Source organism: Actinomadura coerulea, assembly GCF_014208105.1.
Taxonomy (GTDB): domain Bacteria; phylum Actinomycetota; class Actinomycetes; order Streptosporangiales; family Streptosporangiaceae; genus Spirillospora; species Spirillospora coerulea.
Genome location: NZ_JACHMQ010000001.1, coordinates 1,962,833 through 1,983,053, shown reverse-complemented (window position 1 = coordinate 1,983,053; position 20,221 = coordinate 1,962,833). Strand labels below are relative to the sequence as shown.

The window sequence follows — 20,221 nt, the reverse complement described above, 5'->3', positions numbered from 1 at the left end:
GCGGCCCCGGCGTCTCCCGTGCGAGGCGCCACCCGGGGCGCCGGACCGGAGGGGGGACCACCGTGAAGTACATGCTCATGCTGTACGCGTCGCAGCGCGACTATGACGAGATGGCGGGCAAGGCGCCCGAGGGCGAGGCCGTCTGGTCCGCCGAGGAGCTGGCCGAGATGCACGCGTTCATGGAGAAGTTCAACCAGGACCTGGTCGAGTCCGGGGAGTTCGTGGACGCCCAGGGCCTGGCCGCGCCCGTCCACACCCGCCGCTTCCACATGAGGGACGGGGCGCCCGCCGTGACCGACGACCCCTACCCCGAGAGCGCCGAGGTTCTCGCCGGATACACCGTCATCGAGTGCGACGGCTTCGACCGCGCCTCCCAGATCGCCGCCCGGCTCGCGCGGTGCCCCGGCCCGGAGGCGGTACGGGAACGGGCGTACACGGACCTGCGGCCGATCGTCGGCGGGCGCGCCGACCTGGAGCCGTGACCGCGCCGCCAGCCGGACGTCCTGCTAGCCGCGCAGGCGGGTGACCGCCTGCGGGGTCAGGTGCCGCGCGAGTTCTTCGAGGAGGCCGACGATCGCGGCGATCCGCCGCGGGTCGCCGGTGTCCAGGGCCGCCGCGAGGGCGGCGTCGACGGTGCTCGCCCTGACCTCCTCGACCCTGGCGGAGGGCTCGGACGCGGGGCGGATGCGGACCCGCCGGCGGTCGTCCGGATCGGGTTCGGTCACGACGGCGCCGGTGTCGCGGAGCCGGGCGACGGCAGCCGACACCGCGCTCTGCGGAAGGCCGGTACGGGTGGCGATCTCCCCGACGGCGCTGCCGGGGTGGGCGCGCACGTCGCTCACGACGATCAGGACCGTCCGGACGCTGGTGGAGTGCCGGCCGATGCCCTCGGTGGGCAGGGCCTCCTCCCCGATCTTCATCAGGGTCCGTCCCAGCAGGAAAAGCTCGACTCCGTCCATGTCCCCAAGTTACATCATACTTGATACATCAGACTTGATGTATCAATCCTGATGCTTTACGGTCGATCTCGGACGGGCACAACGCCTCCCGACCGAGAGGACCTGCGATGGACACCGCCACGACCCCGACGACCGCGGGCATGCTCCGGACGGACGGCGCCGACCTCTACTACGAAGTGCGCGGCACCGGCCCGATGCTGCTGATCTCCCAGAGCGGCGAGGGGGACGCCGGGCGCAGCACGGACCTGGTCGACCGGCTCGTCGCCGACTACACCGTGGTGACCTACGACCGCCGCGGCCTGTCCCGCAGCGTGCCGGACGACCCCGCCGGAGGAGTGAGCGTCGCCGCCCACGCCGACGACGTCCATCGCCTGCTGGCCGAACTGTCGGACGAACCGGTGCTCATGCTGGGGTGCAGCCTGGGCGCCTCCATCGGGCTCCACCTGGCCGTCGACCACCCCGGCCAGGTCAGCGTGCTCGTCGCCCACGAGCCCGTCACCCCGCGGCTGCTGCCCGCCGACGAGCGCCTTCGCCACGAGCGGGAACTCGCCCACATCCAGCGCGTCTACCGGCGGGACGGGCTCGCCGCCACGTTCGCGACGATCGCCGACGTGCTGGGCATAGACCCAGCCAGCCCCGACGTCGAGCCCGGCCTCACCCGCCACCCCATGACGCCCCAGCGGGCACGGAACTTCGACTTCTTCATCACGCACGACTTCACCGCGGTCATCGGCGACACCCTCGACGTCGCCGCGCTCACCGGGACGCCGACACGGATCGTTCCGGCCTTCGGGCGCACCACCCCGCGCACGGTCTTCGACAGCAAGTGCGCCTTCGCGCTGGCCGACCTGCTCGGCGCCGAGCCCCTGGAGTTCCCGGGCGGCCACAACGGCAACACCACCCACCCCCGCGCCTACGCCGCCGCTCTGCGCACCGCCCTCGGCGCCCCCTGAGCCCCCGAGCCCGGCCCCCGGCTCAGGTAGGCGGCGGGCACGAGGCCGGCGCGGCCGTGAGCGCGCCGGCGCGGGCGGCGGCGCCGGCGGACGCGGCGGCCCGGTCGGCGGCCTGCTCGTCGATCGGCTCCCCCGTGATGAACAGCCGGTAGTACAGGGGGGCGACGGCGAGCCGGACGACCTCGACCGCGTCCGTGCCCGCGGGGACCTCTCCGCGCTCGACGGCACGCCGGACGATGACGGCGGACTGCTCGTGCCGCCGGGCGAAGAAGGCGTGCAGGGAGCGGGCGGCGTCGTCGCTCTGTGCTGCGGCCAGCACGAAGGCGCGGGAGATCGGGCCCTCGACGGGGTCGGCGAAGCCGGCCGTGACGAGGCGGGCGAGGGCGCGCAGGTCGCCGGCGAGGGTGCCGGTGTCGGGGATCGGCCACGGTTCGGCGGCCGCGATGCCGAGGGCGTCGGCGATGAGGCCGTCGGCGTTCTTCCAGCGCCGGTAGACGGTGGTCTTGTGCACCCGGGAGCGGGCCGCCACCGCTTCGACGGTGAGCCCCTGGTACCCGTGCTCGCACAGCACGGCGAGGGTCGCCTCCCGGACTGCGTCGCGCACCCGCGCGGTACGGCCGCCGGGGCGGACGGTACCCGGCCCGACGGCGGTCAACGCGCGGTCCGCGGATCCCGGCTGGTGTCCATGCCAGGATCGTAACGCAACTCGGGTTGCGTTAACTTCGTCCTCGGACGGAAACAGCAGTGGAGGGACGAGGGGGGACGACATCCATGTCAGAGGGTTCGCACGTCACCATCAAGGAGTTCAGGGTCTCCGGCCCGGACGCGGGACCGTACAGCGTCGCCGCCGGTGCGGACGGGGCGCTGTGGTGCACGCTCGTCCACGAGGGCCGGATCGCGCGGATGGCGCCGGACGGGGGCCTCACCGTGCACGGGCCCGTCCCCGCCGGACCGATGATCATCACGGCGGGTCCGGACGGCGCGCTGTGGTTCACCGCGTTCCACGGCGACGCGATCGGCAGGATCACCCCCGCGGGTGAGATCACGCCGTTCGCCCTGCCCTCCGGGTGGGGCCCGTGCGGGATCGCGGCCGGCCCGGACGGCGCGCTGTGGTTCACCCGCATGCACGCCGGCGGCGTCGGCAGGATCACCGTGGACGGCCAGGTCAGCGCCTTTCCGGTGCCGGGAGAGGGCACGATGCCCTCGATGATCGCCGCGGGTCCGGACGAGGCCCTGTGGTTCACCCTCAACCAGGGCAACGCCATCGGGCGGATCGCGCCGGACGGGGAGGTCGCGGTCCACCCGCTGCCCACCGAGGGCTCCGCGCCGGTCGGCATCGCCGCCGGTCCGGACGGCGCGCTGTGGTTCACCGGAATCGGCGCCGGGCACATCGGGCGGATCACCAGCGACGGGAAGGTGACCGAGTTCCCGCTGCCCGACCGGGGCGCCCGGCCGCACGCCATCGTCGCCGGACCCGGCGGGGACCTGTGGTTCACCGAGTGGGCCACCGCCCACGTCGGCCGCATCAGCCCCGACGGCCGCATCGACGAGCACCCGCTGCCGACGCCCGGATGCGAGCCGCACGGCCTCGCGGTCGGCCCGGACGGCGCCCTGTGGGTGGCGCTGGAGATCGGCACGCTCGCCCGCGTCGCCGTCGCCTGACCCGCGCCCGCCCCCGCGGAACGGACGCTTCGAGCCGCACGGATGATCCCGGGCGGGCTGCTGCGGGCCCCGGCGTTCCTCGGCGCCGGCGGTATCGCGCTCATCATGAACCTGATCACCAACCGGGGCGCTGTTCGTGGCGACGCTGCGGCTCCAGCAGGCTGGCACCGCTCCGCGCTGCTCGCCGGGGCGGCCTCGTCCCGGCCCGCTGACCGACCGAAAACCGGTTGGCAGGACCGGCGGTCCGGCCCTAGAACGGTCGCATGCTGCACAAGTACCCCCGGACCCGGCACATCGCGGGCTCCCGGCTCCAACCGGGCGACCACGATCTGGCCGCCGTGCCGTTCCGGGCGATCGCCGGGCGGTACCTGGTGGTGGAGGAGAAGCTCGACGGCGCCAACGCCGGCATCAGCTTCTCCTCTGGCGGCGAGCTGCGGCTGCAGAGCCGCGGCCACTTCCTGACGGGCGGGCCGCGCGAGCGCCAGTTCGGGCCGCTCAAGGCTTGGGCGGCGTCGGTCCAGCACGTCCTGCGCGAGCGCTTGCAGGACCGGTACGTCCTGTACGGGGAATGGCTGTACGCCAAGCACACCGTCTTCTACGACGCGCTCCCCCACTACTTCTGCGAGTTCGACGTCCTCGACCAGACCGACGGGACGTTCCTGTCGACCGAGCGGCGCCGCGAGCTGCTCGCCGGGACGCCTGTGGTGTCGGTGCCCGTCCTGCACGAGGGCCCGCTGCCGGACGTGGCCGCGCTGACGGGGCTGGCCGGCCCTTCCACCTGCCGCACCCCGCGGTGGCGGGACGCGCTGCGCGCGGCGGCCGAGGCCGGAGGCGCCGACCCCGGCCGCGTCGCCGAGGAGACCGACGCCTCCGAGGAGATGGAGGGCCTCTACATCAAGGTGGAGGAGGGTGGGAAGACGGTGGACCGCTACAAGTGGGTCCGGCCGAGCTTCCTGACCGCGATCCTCGATTCGGGCACCCACTGGCAGGAGCGGCCGATCGTCGCCAACGGCCTGGCCGACCCGGAGGTGCTGTATGCAGGTGTTTGAGGAGATGTGCCCGGCGCCGCCGCACTGGACCGTCCCGTGGGAGCGCATCCGGGACGCCTTCGCCTGGGTGCGCTCCATGGCGGGCGTCCCGCAGGACGCCGTCTACCACGGTGAAGGCGACGTCGAGACCCACACCCGGATGGCGTGCGAGGCGCTGGCGGCGCTGCCGCAGTGGCGCGCCCGCCCGCCCCGGGAGAGGGTCCGCCTGTTCACCGCCGTGCTGATGCACGACATCGCCAAACCGCACTGCACCGCCCTGGACGACGACGGCCGCATCACCGCGCGGGGCCACTCCCGCCGCGGCGACCTGATGGTGCGGCGCATCCTGTGGGAACTGGGCGCACCGGTCGCCTGGCGCGAGCACGTGGCGGCGCTGATCCGCCACCACCAGGTGCCGTTCTGGGCCCTGGAGCGCCCCGACCTGCGACAGATCGCGTTCCGCGTCAGCCTGCTGGCCCGCAACGACGACCTGGTCCTGCTGGCCTCGGCCGACATCCTCGGCCGGATCTGCCCGGACACCGAGGAACTGCTGGACAACGTCGCCCTGTACGGGGAGTACTGCGCCGAGCAGGACTGCCTGGACCGGCCGCGCGCCTTCCCCTCCGACCACGCGCGTTTCTGGTACTTCCGCAAGCCCGACCGCGACCCCGGCTACGCCGCCTACGACGACACGCGCTGCACCGTGACCGTCCTGTCGGGGCTGCCCGGGGTCGGCAAGGACCACTGGATCGCCGCGCACCGTCCGGACGTGCCCGTGGTCAGCCTCGACCGGCTCCGCGCCGAGATGCGCGTCGACCCGGCCGGCGACCAGCGCGCCGTGGCGGCCGCGGCCCACGAGCAGGCCCGCGAGCACCTGCGCGCCGGGCGGTCGTTCGTGTGGAACGCGACCAACGTGTCCCGGCAGCAGCGCGACCTGTGCACCGGCCTCGTCGCCGGGTACCGGGGCCGGGTCGAGGTCGTCGCGCTGGAGGCACCGCCGCGGGTGCTGCGCGACCGCAACCGGGCGCGCCCCTCGCCCGTCCCGGACGCGGTGATCGACCGGCTCGTGCGCCGGTGGGAGACCCCCGACCCGACCGAGGCGCACCGGGTCGACTGGCTCAGCACGGCCTGACCCGCCCGGCGGAGGCGCCCGGCCCGCGCGGGCCCCGTCCCGTCACCGAGTGTCGGGCTACCGCCACGTTTAGCCCATGCGCACGGGGAACGCCCTTTTCCAGACTTCGAAACATGGAGGGGGCCTGGAGGCATGAGCATCGTGCGGCAGCAACACGACGGCGACGGCCAGGCCGGGACGACGGGCGTGCACCGGCAGGACGTCGGACGCGCACCGGAGTTCCGCGCCGAGCACCACGAGGCGGGCACGGGCGAGCTGGTCCGGCAGGCCGCACAGCAGGTCTCGGACCTGATGCGCGCCGAGTTGCGCCTGGCCGTCGCCGAGCTGAAGGACAAGGGCCGCCACGCCGGCACCGGCGCCGGCCTGTTCGGCGGTGCCGGGCTGGTGGCGCTCTACGGGGTGGGGGTGCTGCTGGCGGCGGTGGTGGCCGCGATCGCGGTGGCGCTGCCGGTGTGGGCGGCCGCCCTGATCGTCGGCGCGGTCCTGCTGGCGGTGGCGGGCGTGCTGGCGCTGATGGGCCGGGCGCAGACCAGGCGGGCCACTCCGGCCAAGCCCGAGCAGGCCATGGACGAGGCCAAGCTGACCGTGGCCGAACTGAAGGAGAGGGCGACGCACCGATGACGATGCAGGGCAAGCACGGCGCCGAGGCGGGCACCGAGGAACTGCGTCAGGAGGTCGACCGGGCCCGGCACGAGCTCGGTGAGACGGTGGAGCAGCTCGCGGCCAAGGCCGACGTGAAGGCCATGGCGCGGGAGAAGGTCGGGCAGGCGCGCGACAGGGCGCGCGACACGGCGGCGTCCGCGTGGGAGGCCGCGAGCTCGGAGGAGGGCAAGGCGAAGGCGCGCCAGGGCGGCGTCGTCATCGCGTCGGCCGGGGCGGTCGCGCTGGGCGCGGTCTGGCTGCGCCGTCACCGGACGTCGCGGTCCAAGCCCCAGCTGCGGTGGGGACGCGGCCGCAAGGCGCCGGTGCAGGTGCGGATGCGCACCGGGCAGAAGCGCGCCGTCACGGTCCGCCGCACCGGCCGCCGCTGAGCGGCCGGGAGAGGAACACATGAGCAAACGGCCCGAAGCGCCCACCGACCTGCCCGCACGGTCGTGGTGGCAGACGCTCAAGCGCACCCTCGGCGAGTTTCAGAAGGACAACCTCTCTGACTGGGCCGCCGCGCTCACCTACTACTCCATCTTGTCGATCTTCCCGGCGATCCTGGTGGTGGTGTCACTGGTGGGCCTGGCCGGCCAGTCGGCCACCGACAACCTGGTCCAGAACGTCGGGAGCCTGGCGCCGGGCGCCGTCCGTGACCTGCTCGTCAGCTCGATCAGGCAGCTCGAGGGCGGCGCCGGAGGAGCGGGCGTCGTCGCGGTGCTGAGCCTCGCGGCCGCCGTGTGGTCGGCGTCGGGCTACGTCGGGGCGTTCATGCGCGCCTCCAACGCCGTCTACGACGTCCCCGAGGGCCGCCCCTTCTGGAAGACGGTGCCGCTGCGCATCGGGGTCACGCTGCTGACGCTGGTGCTGCTGTCGGCGTCGGTGATCGCGGTGGTGGTGTCCGGGCCGCTGGCGCGCAAGGCCGGCGACATGCTCGGGGTCGGCTCCCAGGCGGTCACCGTCTGGAGCATCGCCAAGTGGCCGATCCTGGTGGTGATGATCGGTTTCCTGTTCTCGCTGCTGTACTGGGCCTCCCCGAACGCCAAGCGCGGTTTCCGCTGGGTCACGCCGGGCAGCGCGCTGGCGATCCTGCTGTGGCTGGCGGCCTCCGGGCTGTTCGCGGTGTACGTGGCGAACTTCGCCTCCTACAACAAGACCTACGGCAGCCTCGCGGCGATCATCATCTTCCTGGTGTGGCTGTGGATCACGAACCTGGCGATCCTGCTGGGCGCCGAACTGGACGCCGAACTCGAACGCAGCCGTGCGATCGCCGCCGGGCGGCCGCCCAAGGAGGAGCCGTACGTGGAGTTCCGCGACACCCGCGCGTTCGACGAGGAGGAGCGCCGCGAGAACGGTGTCGAGGAGGGCTCCCAGGAGGGCGCCGAGGACGAGCACGGGGCGCACCGGTTGTAGACGCGGGGCGGCGGGACGGCGCGTGTTACCGGGGAATTACGGGTCGCACAAGACCGAATCCCCTGAATAGGATCATCGTATGCTCCGTCCCGCCTACCCGATCGAGACCGAGCGGCTGACCCTGCGGCCGTTCCGCGAGGCCGACCTGGAGGGTCTGTACGCCTACCAGTCCCTGCCCGAGGTCGCGCGTTTCCTGTACTGGGAACCCCGCTCCCTGGAGGAGTCGCGGTCGTTCCTGAAGCAGAAGATGAGCGCCTCCACCGTGGAGAAGGAGGGCGACTGGCTGGTCCTGGCGGTGGAGTGGCGCGAGACCGGCGAGCTGATCGGCGAGGTCAACCTCCAGTGGCGCAGCCGGGAGCACCGGCAGGGCGAGATCGGCTACATCTTCAACCCCTCCTACCACGGCAAGGGGTTCGCCACCGAGGCCGCGGAGGTGGTGCTGCGGCTGGGCTTCGAGGGGCTGGACCTGCACCGCGTATGCGGGCGGCTGGACGGCCGCAACGCCGCGTCCGCCCGCGTTCTGGAGCGCCTCGGGATGCGCCGCGAGGCGCACCTGGTGCAGAACGAGATCGTCAAGGGCGAGTGGAGCGACGAGGTCGTCTACGCGATGCTCCGCCACGAGTGGGCCGCCCGCTCCGGCAGGTCCTGACGGCGCGGGCCGCGGTCACCGTTCCGCCTGCTCCCGCAGGGACCGCGCCAGGTCGCGGACGTGGCCGCGCAGCTCGTCGGGCCGCCGGACGGCGAACGGGAAGCCCAGCCCGGCCAGCATCCGCGCCATCCCGTCCAGGCGTTCGGCGCGCGTGGTCATCACCACTCCCCCGGCGGCCTCGGTCAGCGTCGCCGTCGTGGCGGGGATCCGGCGCCGCGCCTCGCCGAGGGTCGTCTCCAGCAGCACCTCGACCTCGTGGGCATAGGGCACGCGCGCCAGTGACCGGGTGACGTGCTGGACGGGGTCTAGGTCGGCGGGGGTCTCGAAGCGGGCGGTGCCGGGCTCGGCGGCGGCGACGCGGTCGACGCGGAAGGTGCGGATCTCCCCGCTGCGGTGGTCGTGGCCCGTGACGTACCAGCGTCCGGAGTGGAAGACCAGGCCGTAGGGGTCCAGGTCGCGCTCGGTCTCGGCGCCCTGCCAGGACCGGTAGCGCATCCGGACGCGGCGCCTCTCCCGCGCCGCCGCCGCGAGGGTCAGGACCGCGCCGGTGTCGGGCGCGGCGGAGTCCCGAGCGGCGAGGGTGAACCCGAGCGTGTCCCGCAGCGCCTGGACGCGGTCGCGCAGAGCGGCGGGCAGGACGCGCTCCACCTTGGCCAGTGCGCTCTCGGTGGCCTGCCCTGGCAGGCCCATCCGCCGTCCGGCCAGCAGCCCCAGCACCACGGCGGTCGCCTCGTCGTCGGTGAGCATCAGCGGCGGCAGCTTGTAGCCGGGCATGAGCCGGTAGCCGCCGTACCGTCCGCGCTCGGCGACGACCGGGACGCCCAGGTCGTCCAGGCGGGCGGCGTAGCGGCGGACGGTCCGCTCGTCCACGCCGAGCCGCCGCGCCAGTTCCGTCCCGCTCATGCGGGGGTTGGCCTGAAGCAGCTCCAGCATGGCCAGGACGCGGGTCGTCGGATGGGACGGCGCGGGATGTGGCACGGGTCACTCGCTTAATCCGGGCGGATCTTGTCCGGTATCGACCCTAGCGTGGGATCACATCCACCGAGAGGACGGCTGAACATGGCAGCTGGCAAGGCGGCGTTCGTACTGGTCCCGGGGCACTGGCTCGGCGCCTGGGCATGGGACGAGGTGGCGGCGGACCTGCGGGCCGCGGGCCACGAGGTGCGCGCGGTGACGCCGGCCGGGCAGGCCGAGCGGGCCGCCGAAGCCGCGCCCGGGACCGACGTCGGCGGGCAGGTCGACGACCTGGTGCGGCTCATCGAGGACGACGACCTGACCGGAGTCGTGCTCGTCGCGCACAGCGGCGCGAACATGGCGGTCACCGGTGCCGCCGACCGGATCCCCGGGCGCATCGCCCGGATCGTCTACGTCGACACCGGCCCCATGCCGTCCGGTCTGGCCGGCATCGACTTCCACGACCCCGCCTCGCGCGCGGAACTGGAGAAGGCCGTCGCCGAGCACGGCGACGGCTGGAAGCTCCCGGTGCCGGCGTTCGACCCGGACCAGGATCCGGCCAACCTCGCGGGCCTGACCGGCGAGCACCTGGCCGCGATGCGCGAGCGCGGGACGCCCCAGCCGTTCGGCACCGTGACGCAGGCGCTCACCCGCCCCGATCCGGTGCCGGCCACGCCCCGCACGCTCATCGCCTCCACGATCCCGCTGGCCGCGGTCAAGCAGATGGGCGAGGGCGGCCACCCGGTCTTCTCCATGATGACCGGGCCCGGCTGGACCTACCACGAGCTGCCGACCGGGCACTGGCCGATGTTCTCCCGGCCCCGCGACCTGGCCGCGCTGCTGGCCGGGGCCGCCGCCGACGGGGCCTGAATCACTCACTTCTCCACAGCCGCGCCGAGAAATCTTGTAACCCGCCCGCGTAGATCATTTCGGCTGCGGCGAGGACACTCTGCGGAAGTCGCGCGGCCGCGGGGGTCGGGCCTGATCCGCGAGGTGAGCCTTGCACACGACACCGACCGTCCGCCGCCGTCCGCACCGGGTGACCTGGCGGCGCTCGCTGGCCTCCGGGGCGATCACCGCCGTCCTGGCGGCCGGCCTCGGCGCGGTCGGCACCGGTCCCGCCCAGGCGCTCGCGGGGCCGGTCAGGGCGGACGACGGGGCGCGCATCACCGCCGAGAAGAAGATCGCCTCCCACGAGGTCGACATCGCCATCGACTCCCCCGCCCTGGGCAAGGCCGTCAAGACCCGCATCCTGCTGCCGAAGAACTGGACGCGGAACGCGACGGCGACGTGGCCGGTGCTGTACGCCTACCACGGCGGCCAGGACGACTACACCTCCTGGACGCGCAACACCGACATCGAGGCGTGGGCGGCCAAGTACAACGTCATCGTCGTCATGCCGGAGGGCGACAACGGCTCCTACACCGACTGGTACAACTACGGCAAGGGCGGGACGCCCAAGTGGGAGACCTTCCACACCGCCGAGGTGCGCCAGCTGATCGAGCGCAACTACCACGCGGGCGCGCTGCGCGCGGTGATCGGCAACTCCTCCGGCGGCGCCGGCGCGATGTCCTACGCGGCCCGGCACCCGGGGATGTTCAAGTACGCGGCGTCGCTGAGCGGGATCCTGTCGATGCGCTCGATCGGGATGCCGGCGCTGCTGATGTTCACCAACGCGGGCAACGGCCAGGACCCGTTCGCGATCTGGGGCGTCCCGTGGTCCGACGACGCCAACTGGGCGGCGCACGACCCGTACTCGCTGGCGCCCAAGCTGCGCGGCACGGGCCTGTTCTTCTCCGCGGGCACGACCGGCCGCCCCGGCCCCGGCGACCCCGACGTGGCGCCGTGGGACATCGGCCTGCTCAGCGAGATCGCGGTCGGCGCGAACAACAAGGACTTCCAGAAGCGCCTGGACCAGCTGAACATCCCCTACACCGCCCACATCTACGGCGACGGCCGGCACAACTGGCCGGCGTGGGTGCGTGAGGCGGGCGCGGTGTGGCCGACGCTGATGAAGTCGATCGGCGCGCGCAGGGTGTGACGCGCGCGGCCGCGTCCCTTCGTACGGGTCCGGCCCGGTTCCGGTGCGGCTGCGGCTGCCGTCCCGGGACCGGGCCGCCGTGCGTGCGGCCCGGTCCGGCGGGTCAGTAGCCCAGGCCGTGCCCGAACGGGTAGAGGACGGTGCCCGGCTCGTCGCGGGCGGGGATGGCGACGGGCAGCCGCCCGCGCGGGTCCAGCTCGCCGAACAGGACCTTGGCGGCCGACTTCAGCGCCTCGGCGGTGTAGGAGTAGGTCGCCAGGTAGGTGGTCGTCTCGGGGAACCAGGCGATGTCGTAGGGGTCGCGGACGGCGACGACGACGACCGGTCTGCCGGTGGCGAGGAGCGCCCTGACGAGGTTCGCCTGCCCGGGCCCGTTGTGGCCGGGCTCCTGCTTGACGTCCCAGGCGCGGTTGGTGACGGCGACGACCAGGTCCTGGTCCCGGGCGGCGGCCACGGCCTCGTCGATCTGGGCCTGGCCGGGGCTGATGCCGGTCTGCCGGATGGTCGTGACGGCGCCGCGGCGGGCGATCTCGGTGCCGAGGGACGCGGTGGTGGACACGCCCCATCCGGTGACCAGGACCTTGCGGGAGCCGGGGCGCAGGGGCAGGGTCCCGGCGCGGTTCTCGACCAGGGTGGTGGTGCGGTCGGCGGCGCGCTGCGCGGCGGCCAGGTGCGCGGGCGTCCCGACGACCTGGCCGATCTTCGACTCGTCGGCGTAGGGGTCGCGGAACAGGCCGCGCCGCTGCTTGAGCTCCAGGACCCGGTAGACCGACTCGTCGATGCGCTCCTCGGTCAGCTCGCCGGACCTGACGGCGTTGACGACGGCGGCGAGCTGGCGGGGGAACACGCCGTTGCCCTGCGCGTCGGCGGGCGGCTTCAGCAGGACGTCCACGCCGGCCTTGAGGGCCAGGACGGGGATGTTCTCGTCGCCGTACTTGTCGCGGACGCCCTGCATGTCCAGTGCGTCGGTCACGACGACGCCGCGGTAGTGGAGGCGGTCGCGCAGGATGCCGGTGAGGATGGGCCGCGAGAGCGTGGCGGGGTCGCCCGAGGGGTCCAGCGACGGCACGACGATGTGCGCGGTCATGATGGAGTCGACACGCTGCCTGATCGCGGCGCGGAACGGGGGCAGGTCCAGGCGCTCCCATTCGGCGCGGGTGTGGTCGATGTGCGGGACGCCGGTGTGGCTGTCGGTGGTGGTGTCGCCGTGCCCCGGGAAGTGCTTGACGGTCGGGGTGACTCCCCCGGCCCGGTAGCCGCCGATCTGCGCGGTCACCATGTCCGACACCAGGGCGGGGTCGGAGCCGAAGGACCGGACGCCGATGACGGGGTTGGCGGGGTTGACGTTGACGTCGGCGTCGGGCGCGTAGTCCTGGTTGACGCCGACGGCGCGCAGTTCGCTCCCGGTGATGCGGGCGAGCGCGCGGGCGTCGCCGGTGCTGCGCCCGGCGGCCAGGGCCATGCTGCCGGGCGACTGCGTCGCGGGCGGCTGGACGCGGGCGACGATGCCGCCCTCCTGGTCGATGGCGATCGTGGCGGGGACGCGCAGCGGCTGCGCCGCCGCGGCGCGCTGGATGCCGTTGGAGAACGCGGCGAGCTGCCGCGGGTCGGTGACGTTGTCGCCGTAGTAGATGAAGCCGCCGGGGTGGTAGCGGGCCATGACCTGCGCGGCGTTGTCGACCCCGTACAGCCTGCGGTTGGCGGCGACGTCGGCCGGTTCGGCCGTGGTGGCGCTCTTGCCGTAGACCTGAAGGACGAACAGCTGCGCGGCCTTGTCCTGCAGCGACATCGACCGCAGGATCCGCATCAGCCGCGGATCCTTGCCGGCGTGCGGCGCGGCCCGCGCGGCGGACGCGTCCACGCCGCCGAGGCCGGTCACCGCGAGTGCCCCGGCCGCGAGGCCGGCGAGCCACCGGCGGCGGCGCGTGCGGGGACGGTACATGACGGCTCCCTCCCGCCCCCGAGCTGGCTGATGATCAAGGTTCCCTCCGGCACGGTAACCGCGGCGGGCGGCTCCCGTCCACGGCAATGCTCGACGATCCGCCCCGGGTCCGTCCCCGATCCGGTAAAGCGTCAGCGCCGCAGCCACCGCCACCAGCGGCCGGGGGGCGGGTCCGGCTTGGTCAGGGGATGCTCCTCCACCTCGTAGCGGCGCACGTACGCACTGGCGAAGGCCTGGAGGCTGGCGCCGAGCGGGATCGCCAGGAGGATCCCGACGGGTCCGGCGACGGCGGCGCCGGCCAGGATGAGCCCGAACGCCACCGCCGGGTGCGTGTCCAGGGTCCGGGCGGTGATGCGCGGCTGCAGCAGGTAGTTCTCCAGTTGCTGGTAGGCGATGATGAACAGCAGGATCCACAGGGCCGTGCTGGGCGACTTGGTCAGGGCGATGAGCACCGGCACGGCGCCGGCCAGGTAGGTGCCGACGGCGGGGATGAACTGCGAGATTACGCCCACCCACAGCGCCAGGGCCGCCGCGTACGGGACGCCCAGCCCGGCCATGGCGGCGTAGTGGGCGATGCCGGAGATGAGGGCGAGCAGTCCCCGGGAGTAGATGTAGCCGCCGGTCTTGTCGACGGCGATCTCCCAGGCGCGCAGGACCTCGTGCTGGCGCCGCGGCGGAAGCAGGGAGCAGACCGTCCGGCGGAACCGGGGGCCCTCGGCGGACAGGTAGAAGGTGAACAGCAGGACGCCGAGGGTGTTGAAGACGACGCCGAACGCGGTCGTGCCGAACCCCCACACGTTCCCGGCGAGGTCCGCCAGGTGCCGTGAAAGCGCGTCGGTGACGGTGGGGAGCCGCTGGAAGACGGTGCGCTGCGACAGGTGGGTCCCGAACGTGGCGTTCACCCATCCGACGAAGCGGCGGACGTACTCGGGGAATCCGCTGATCAGGTGGTTGGCCTGGGCTGCGAGCAGCGACCCGATGCCGCCGAGGAACCCGGCGATGAGCAGCCCCACGATCACGAACATCGCCGCGGTCGCCACGCCGCGCCGCCAGCCGCGCGCGGCGAGCCAGTTCACCGCCGGCTCGATCGCGAAGGCCAGGAACAGCGAGATCAGCAGGAGGAGCAGCAGTCCGCGCAGCCGCTCCAGCAGCCACAGGCACGCCAGGAACGCCAGCACGCTCGCGCCCGCGAGCGCGAACGCCCTGGGCAGCCACGGCGGCATCTGGTGCGGCCGCCGCGCGGCGGGCTCGGCGTCGTGCTCGTCGGCGGGGGCTCTGGGAGGGACGGCGGCCGGTTCGCGGGCGGGCGTGGCGCCGGGCGGCTCGCCGGGCGTCTGCGGCATTCCTGCACGTTAACGGCGTCCGGTCGGGCATTCCGGGTGTCCCGCACCGCGGCAGGGGCAAGCTTTGCCGGGATTTCAGCCCCGCCCCGGCCGGCCCGTGCGCGTTCGACCCGGTGCGACCTCACCCTTCGGTTACCGCGGTCAGTTCGGCGAGCAGTTCGCTCGCCTGGAGGGCGTCGAGGGTGCCGGTCACGTGGGCGCCGATCGTGACGATCTGGTCGGGGTCGCGGTGGCCGATCGCGACCCCGGGCTCGAAGCCGAGCCAGGCGGTGGCGCCGCCGGGCAGCGTGCGCGACATCCCGCCGACGATGCCCGCGTCGGCGGGCATCTCGTGTTCCCAGCCGTCGCTCTCCAGGCGCAGCAGCCGCCCGAGCGGGACCTTGGCGCCGTCGAACCGGGCCAGTCTGCCGGTCCGGCGTTCGTCGTCGGTGAGGGCGTGCACGGGACGGTCCAGCTGCGGGAACGGCTGGGCGATCTCGTAGTCGGCGAACACCTGCGCCCAGGCGGCCAGGCCGCGCGCGTCCAGGTCGAGGCGGTGCGCGACGCGGACCCGGGCGGTTCCGTCCAGGACGAGGGCGTCGTCGGCGGAGTCGGCGAGTGTTCCGTCCTCGGCGACCCGGAAGGCCGTGCCGTCGCCGGTGAGCCACACCAGCCGCCGGACGATGTGGCGCAGCAGCGGGTGGCCGGCGAGGAGCCGCTGGAAGTCGGAGAAGGTCCAGGAGCGCCGCTGGATCATGGCGGCCTCCAGCCTGCGCACCTGCCCGGCCGCCACGGCGCGCGCGTCCTTGCGCAGCGCCGCGAAGCGCTTGTGGGCGGCGGGCGCCAGGTCGGGGTCGTCTTTCGCGCCCGGTCTGGGCAGGGTCTTGCGCGGCCTGCCGGTGCCGTCCAGGACGTAGGGCCGCAGTTGCTCGTCGAAGCCGACGGTGAAGCGGCGGGGGCCGTAGTCCAGGACGAGGGTGCCGGCGGCGTCGAGCCCGAGGTCGGGCGCGAGGCGGTCGGCCAGTTCGTCATCGGTGAGGCCGAGCTCGTCGGCGATCTGGTCGATCTTCTGGCGGGCCCGCTCCTTGAGGGTCTTGAACCGCAGTCTCTGGGAGATGCCGTGCAGGTGCAGGAGGGCGACGTCGGTGCCGATCTCGGCGAGGACGTCCAGGCCCGCGGCGGCGTTCTTGTGGCGGCTCTGGCCGGGCCACGCGCGGATCAGCGGGGTGAGGCGGCGGGCGGCCTCGTCGCCGCCGAGCAGGCCGAGCTGGGTGAGCGCCCAGCCGTCCCTGGGCGGGTGGCCGACCACCTCCCACCGTTCGAACACCGCCCAGGAGAAGGCGGCGAGCGACTCGGGGTCGCAGGCGCGCTCGACCTCGGCGAGGTCGGGGCGCCCGCCGTCGGGGGCCTCCAGCGCGAGCGTGCGCAGCAGGTCGCGGGTCGCGGCGGCCGGCAGCGCCCGGTCGCGCCGGGCGGTCAGGACCTGCGGGAGCAGCGCCGGGTCGGCCCAGCCGCCGATCGCCGGGGGGCGCGGCGGTACGAGGTCGAGCGCGTCGGCGGTCATCAGGTCCGCGATCGCGGCGGCGGCGCGGGCGCCGTGGACGCGGGCCGCCTCGACGACGGCGTCCGCGCCCTCGTTCCCGGCGATGTGCAGGAGCGCCAGCTGCGCCGCGCGGCGCTCCCCTCCGGCCGGGCCGAGCGCCGCGGGGACGAGCTGCAGGGCGGCGGCGATCCGGTGGCGGGCGAACCAGGCGTGCGCGATGGGCCGCGCCGACTTCAGACGCAGCGCCCAGTCCGCCATGAGGGCGGCGATGGCGGGGGTGAGGAAGGGCAGCAGGATCTCGCCGTCGGAGGCGGGGGCGTCCGCGGCGGTCTTGACCAGCAGTGGGGCGGCATCCAGTTCGTAGCGGGCCGCGATCTGCTTCTTGTTCCAGGTGAGGGGCGGGTCGCCGGCGGCCCACTCGGCGAACAGGGGCCGCACCAGTTCCTCGGGGCCCTCGGTGAACAGCTCCAGCGTCTGCCAGTAGGCCAGCCGCCCCGCCTTGTGGTCGTGGATCCTGGCGGCCCACTCGTCCCGGTCCCGCCACCGGCCGGACGCGGACCATGCCTCGCGTTCGCCGCGCGCCCAGCGGACGGCGTCGACGTCGGGCGGCGCCAGCCCGTCGATCACCACGGTCCGGCGTTCGCGGCGAGGGCGGCGCCAGGGCGGGTTCACCAGGCACGCGGGCAGCTCCCGCGCCGGGGCGTCGGGGACGCGCGCCCGGCGCGCCTTCCCTTCGCCCAGCTCGGGATGGGTGAGCAGGTGCTCCTCCAGCAGTCCGGCGGCGACCGCGGCGGCCTTGCCGGTGCCCGCCGCCGCGCCGCTCAGCAGCCGCGCGGCTCGCACGGGGAACCGTTCCGCCGCCGCCGCCAGCGCGGGCCTGACGCGGTCCTGGTGGGCGCGGTCCGCCAGGGCCTGGAACGCCTCGTCGGTGGGCAGGACCGCCAGCGCCTCGGCGGTGTTCTTGCGGGCCTTGGCGTTGGAAGCGGTGTCGTAGGCGTCGGCCAGCAGCGGGGCGAGCGCCGCGCCGACGCCGTCCACGGCGGTGGCCACCAGTTCGTCGCTCGCCGCGAGCCACTCCAGGGGCCCGAGGCGGGGGAGCTGCGCCGGGGAGGCGACGGAGCACCACAACATCCAGGTGAACTCGGACCCCGGCGTCCCGCCGGACTCGGCCAGCGATGCGTCGACCCAGTCCTGGCGGGTGGGCGCGAGGTAGGCGGTGACGCGCCGGAGCAGCGGCGTGCCGCGGCATTCTCCGAGCCGCGCGACGGCCCGCTCGTACTCGTCGTCGTCCGCGGAGGCGAGAACGGCGCGCATCCGCGCCAGCGACTTCCGGATCACCCACCACTGGCCGTAATGCTGCTGCGGGTCCCGCGGCCGGATCCACGCCTCCATCCGAACGCCGTGCTCGACCCACCGCCGGGCGGGCTCGGCCTCGACGATGCCCGCGACGGCGGCGGCGGCGAACGCGGCCCCGCGCCCGGCGCACCACGCGTCCACGAGCCAGGTGTAAGGATCCTCCTGCCAGGATTCCTCGCGGAAGGCGATCTGCCCGACGACCGCGGCGCCGAGCGGGTCGTCCTCGCCGCCCAGATACCGCCGGGCCGCCTGGACGAGGGCCGGGTCGCTCCGGGGGGCGCCGAGCACGTCCTCGACGTCGGCCGATTGCGCGCGGATCTTCTCGGCGAGCGCGTCGCCGGCCGACGGGTCGAGCCTGAGCGCGGTGCCGGGCTCCCCGCCCCGCCGCGGATGCAGCCGGCGCCGCCACGACGCCGGAATGATCATCGTCTCCTCGTCCATGGCGCCTCACCGTAGGACCCGGCTCCGACAGAGCGCCGTGCACGGCCCGGGGCCGCAGGTCCTGGTCGGGCGCCTCACGTGACGGACCGGCACTGCTTCAAACTCGAAGCAACTACGATGGCGCCATGACCGAAGAAGAGCCCCCTCCGCCGCTCGATCCCGCCGAACTCGGCGCCTACTTCGCGCTGATCGAGGTGAGCAGCCTGCTGCGCCACACGGTCGAGCAGCAGCTGCGCGACGCCGGCGACCTCAGCTACGTCCAGTTCCAGCTGCTGGCCACCCTCGGGGACGCGGCGGACGGCAGCCGGCGCATGACCGAGCTGGCGGACGGCGTCGTGTACAGCCGCAGCGGCCTGACCTACCAGGTGGGCCTGCTGGAGAAGGCCGGGCTCGTCACGCGCGGCCCGTCCGAGGAGGACGACCGGGGCGTGACGGTGACCATCACCGACGCGGGACGGGACGTGCTCGCCCAGGTGTTCCCCGGCCACATCGACGTCCTGCGGCGGCTCTTCCTCGAACCGCTCGCTCGCGAGGATGTCGAGGACCTCGCCCGCGTCCTCACCGTCGTCCGCGATCACATGCGCTCCATCCCGCCCCGGTCGGCGAAGCCGCGCCGGAGGAGCACCGCGCGCCGGAGGACCTGACGACGGTCAGGGGGCGAAGGCGCGGAGGGCGGCGTCGACGAGCGCGTCGGCGTACTCGGGGGTGAGCGGCCCCGAGCGGTGCAGCCAGCGCTGGTAGAGCGGGGCGTACAGCACCTCCAGGACCAGGCCGAGGTCGGCGTCCGCGCGCAGCTGGCCCGCCCGCTGGGCGTTGCGCAGCCGTTCCTTCTTGGCCTGGTCGAGGGGGCCGGCCAGCTTCTCGCGGTACAGGGCGGCCAGCTCGGGGTCCTCGATGATCTGCGTGTTGAGCGCCCGGAGGGGCGCCTCGAACGCCGGGTCGCCGAACTCGGCGACCGTCGCCCGCATGACGGTCTTCAGATCGGCCTCGATGTCGCCGGTGTCGGGGAGCCGGACGCCCTCCTCCCCCTCGCTCAGGGCCAGGAACCCGTCGAAGACCACCGCGCCCTTGGACGGCCACCAGCGGTAGATGGTCTGCTTGCCGACGCCCGCCCGCGCGGCGATGGCCTCGATCGTCACCTTGGGGTACCCGACTTCGGAGACGAGCTCGCGCGCGGCGGCCAGAACGGCCTGCCGGGACCGCTCGCTGCGCCGCGCGGGATTCGGTGTTCTGGGGCTGGACACGGCCGGGAGTATACCCGAGACGAGACGAGACGATCCGTCTTGACGAAAGGCCGACGCACCCTCATACTCCCTAAGACGAGACGAACCGTCTCGTCTCTTGTGAGTGAGGAGTGCGCATGACCGCACGCGTATGGTTCATCACCGGTGCGTCGAGGGGCCTGGGCAGGGCCTTCGCCGAGGCGGCGCTCGACGCCGGGGACCGTGTCGTGGCGGCCGCGCGCGACCTCGCCCCCCTCGACGGCCTCGCCGCCCGCCACCCGGGCCGTCTCGAACTGCTGACGCTGGACGTCCGCGACCGCGCCGCCGTCCGGACGGTGGTGGACCAGGCCGCGGCGGCGTTCGGGCGGCTGGACGTCGTGGTGAACAACGCCGGCGCCTTCCTGTACGGCATGGTGGAGGAGGCCACCGAGGAGCAGATCCGCGCCCAGTTCGACGTCAACTTCTTCGGCGCGGTCTGGGTCGCGCAGGCCGTGGTGCCGCACCTGCGCAGGCAGGGCTCCGGCCACATCCTGCAGGTCACCACGATGGGGACGGGCGGCGGGGTCGCGTCCGCCGGGTTCTACGCGGCGAGCAAGAGCGCGCTCGACTCGCTGAGCCAGGCGCTGGCGATGGAGGTGGCGCCCTTCGGGATCAAGGTGACGATCGTGCAGCCCGGCGGGTACGGCACGGAGCTGTTCACGCGGGGCACGACGGCGACCCGGCCGCTCCCGGAGTACGAGCCGCTGCGCGCCCGGCTGGCCGAGATGTGGGGCGAGGACGCCGGCCCCGACCCGAGCACCGCCGCCCCGGTGGTCATGGAGCTCGCCGGCCTGGACGACCCGCCGCTGCGGCTGATCGTCGGCGCCGCCTCCTACGACATGGTCCAGCAGATGGACCGGGCGCGCACCGAGGAGTACCGGGCCTGGGAGCACCTCAGCCGCAAGGCCCCGGGCTGACCCGA

The 20,221-nt window shown here is 73.9% G+C and carries 20 protein-coding genes; 13 read left to right on the top strand and 7 right to left on the bottom strand.

Features of this window, described 5'->3' with window-relative positions:
* Positions 1-71: 71 nt before the first annotated feature.
* Complete coding sequence (locus tag BKA00_RS09135) at positions 72-482, top strand: YciI family protein (protein WP_221493727.1); 411 nt, start codon at positions 72-74, stop codon at positions 480-482.
* Positions 483-506: 24 nt separating this feature from the next.
* On the opposite strand, the gene BKA00_RS09130 is transcribed toward BKA00_RS09135, so the two are convergent.
* Positions 507-959, bottom strand: coding sequence for a MarR family winged helix-turn-helix transcriptional regulator (locus BKA00_RS09130; protein ID WP_185024506.1), 453 nt, complete (start codon positions 957-959; stop codon positions 507-509).
* Positions 960-1,066: 107 nt separating this feature from the next.
* Here BKA00_RS09130 and BKA00_RS09125 point away from each other — a divergent pair, with 107 nt between their 5' ends.
* Positions 1,067-1,912, top strand: coding sequence for an alpha/beta fold hydrolase (locus BKA00_RS09125; RefSeq protein WP_185024505.1), 846 nt, complete (start codon positions 1,067-1,069; stop codon positions 1,910-1,912).
* A 22-nt stretch (positions 1,913-1,934) separates the two neighbouring features.
* On the opposite strand, the gene BKA00_RS09120 is transcribed toward BKA00_RS09125, so the two are convergent.
* Positions 1,935-2,516, bottom strand: a complete 582-nt coding sequence (locus BKA00_RS09120; RefSeq protein ID WP_338072108.1) for a TetR/AcrR family transcriptional regulator — start codon at positions 2,514-2,516, stop codon at positions 1,935-1,937.
* A 167-nt stretch (positions 2,517-2,683) separates the two neighbouring features.
* Here BKA00_RS09120 and BKA00_RS09115 point away from each other — a divergent pair, with 167 nt between their 5' ends.
* From BKA00_RS09115 to BKA00_RS09085, 7 genes are all read left to right on the top strand, one after another.
* Positions 2,684-3,574: a Vgb family protein gene (locus BKA00_RS09115; RefSeq protein ID WP_185024503.1), complete on the top strand. Its 891-nt coding sequence runs from the start codon at positions 2,684-2,686 to the stop codon at positions 3,572-3,574.
* 263 nt (positions 3,575-3,837) lie between these two features.
* Positions 3,838-4,623: an RNA ligase family protein gene (locus BKA00_RS09110; protein ID WP_185024502.1), complete on the top strand. Its 786-nt coding sequence runs from the start codon at positions 3,838-3,840 to the stop codon at positions 4,621-4,623.
* Positions 4,610-5,734: an AAA family ATPase gene (locus tag BKA00_RS09105; protein WP_185024501.1), complete on the top strand. Its 1,125-nt coding sequence runs from the start codon at positions 4,610-4,612 to the stop codon at positions 5,732-5,734. The genes BKA00_RS09110 and BKA00_RS09105 overlap by 14 nt, the downstream gene beginning before the upstream one ends.
* Before the next feature lie 132 nt (positions 5,735-5,866).
* Positions 5,867-6,355 carry a phage holin family protein gene (locus BKA00_RS09100; protein WP_185024500.1) on the top strand — a complete coding sequence of 163 codons (489 nt, stop codon included), beginning with the start codon at positions 5,867-5,869 and terminating at the stop codon, positions 6,353-6,355.
* Entirely contained in the window at positions 6,352-6,765 is a 414-nt protein-coding gene (locus tag BKA00_RS09095) for a DUF3618 domain-containing protein (protein ID WP_185024499.1), read from the top strand. The genes BKA00_RS09100 and BKA00_RS09095 overlap by 4 nt, the downstream gene beginning before the upstream one ends.
* A 19-nt stretch (positions 6,766-6,784) precedes the next feature.
* Complete coding sequence (locus tag BKA00_RS09090; RefSeq protein ID WP_185024498.1) at positions 6,785-7,789, top strand: YihY/virulence factor BrkB family protein; 1,005 nt, start codon at positions 6,785-6,787, stop codon at positions 7,787-7,789.
* Between the two features lie 79 nt (positions 7,790-7,868).
* Positions 7,869-8,438 carry a GNAT family N-acetyltransferase gene (locus BKA00_RS09085; RefSeq protein WP_185024497.1) on the top strand — a complete coding sequence of 190 codons (570 nt, stop codon included), beginning with the start codon at positions 7,869-7,871 and terminating at the stop codon, positions 8,436-8,438.
* Positions 8,439-8,453: 15 nt separating this feature from the next.
* On the opposite strand, the gene BKA00_RS09080 is transcribed toward BKA00_RS09085, so the two are convergent.
* Positions 8,454-9,416 (bottom strand): helix-turn-helix transcriptional regulator, encoded by a 963-nt coding sequence (locus BKA00_RS09080; protein WP_230299097.1) that lies wholly within the window; start codon positions 9,414-9,416, stop codon positions 8,454-8,456.
* 81 nt (positions 9,417-9,497) lie between these two features.
* Here BKA00_RS09080 and BKA00_RS09075 point away from each other — a divergent pair, with 81 nt between their 5' ends.
* Complete coding sequence (locus BKA00_RS09075; RefSeq protein ID WP_185024496.1) at positions 9,498-10,262, top strand: alpha/beta fold hydrolase; 765 nt, start codon at positions 9,498-9,500, stop codon at positions 10,260-10,262.
* A gap of 130 nt (positions 10,263-10,392) precedes the next feature.
* On the top strand, positions 10,393-11,433 hold the full coding sequence (locus BKA00_RS09070; protein ID WP_221493076.1) for an alpha/beta hydrolase: 1,041 nt from the start codon (positions 10,393-10,395) through the stop codon (positions 11,431-11,433).
* A gap of 103 nt (positions 11,434-11,536) precedes the next feature.
* Here the strand turns inward: BKA00_RS09070 and BKA00_RS09065 are convergent, their stop codons facing one another.
* The 3 genes from BKA00_RS09065 to BKA00_RS09055 form a co-directional block, all read right to left on the bottom strand.
* Positions 11,537-13,375 (bottom strand): glycoside hydrolase family 3 protein, encoded by a 1,839-nt coding sequence (locus BKA00_RS09065; RefSeq protein ID WP_185024495.1) that lies wholly within the window; start codon positions 13,373-13,375, stop codon positions 11,537-11,539.
* Between the two features lie 131 nt (positions 13,376-13,506).
* Positions 13,507-14,718, bottom strand: coding sequence for an AI-2E family transporter (locus tag BKA00_RS09060; RefSeq protein WP_185024494.1), 1,212 nt, complete (start codon positions 14,716-14,718; stop codon positions 13,507-13,509).
* Positions 14,719-14,839: 121 nt separating this feature from the next.
* Positions 14,840-18,037 carry a DUF4132 domain-containing protein gene (locus BKA00_RS09055; protein WP_185024493.1) on the bottom strand — a complete coding sequence of 1,066 codons (3,198 nt, stop codon included), beginning with the start codon at positions 18,035-18,037 and terminating at the stop codon, positions 14,840-14,842.
* 125 nt (positions 18,038-18,162) lie between these two features.
* On the opposite strand from BKA00_RS09055, the gene BKA00_RS09050 reads away from it, so the two are divergent.
* Positions 18,163-18,681, top strand: coding sequence for a MarR family winged helix-turn-helix transcriptional regulator (locus BKA00_RS09050; protein ID WP_185024492.1), 519 nt, complete (start codon positions 18,163-18,165; stop codon positions 18,679-18,681).
* A 6-nt stretch (positions 18,682-18,687) separates the two neighbouring features.
* Here BKA00_RS09050 and BKA00_RS09045 read toward each other — a convergent pair whose 3' ends face one another.
* Positions 18,688-19,281 carry a TetR/AcrR family transcriptional regulator gene (locus tag BKA00_RS09045; protein WP_185024491.1) on the bottom strand — a complete coding sequence of 198 codons (594 nt, stop codon included), beginning with the start codon at positions 19,279-19,281 and terminating at the stop codon, positions 18,688-18,690.
* 116 nt (positions 19,282-19,397) lie between these two features.
* Between BKA00_RS09045 and BKA00_RS09040 the strand changes: the two genes are divergently transcribed.
* A complete protein-coding gene (locus tag BKA00_RS09040) occupies positions 19,398-20,216 on the top strand; it encodes an SDR family NAD(P)-dependent oxidoreductase (protein ID WP_185024490.1) in 819 nt (272 codons plus the stop codon).
* Positions 20,217-20,221: the final 5 nt, after the last annotated feature.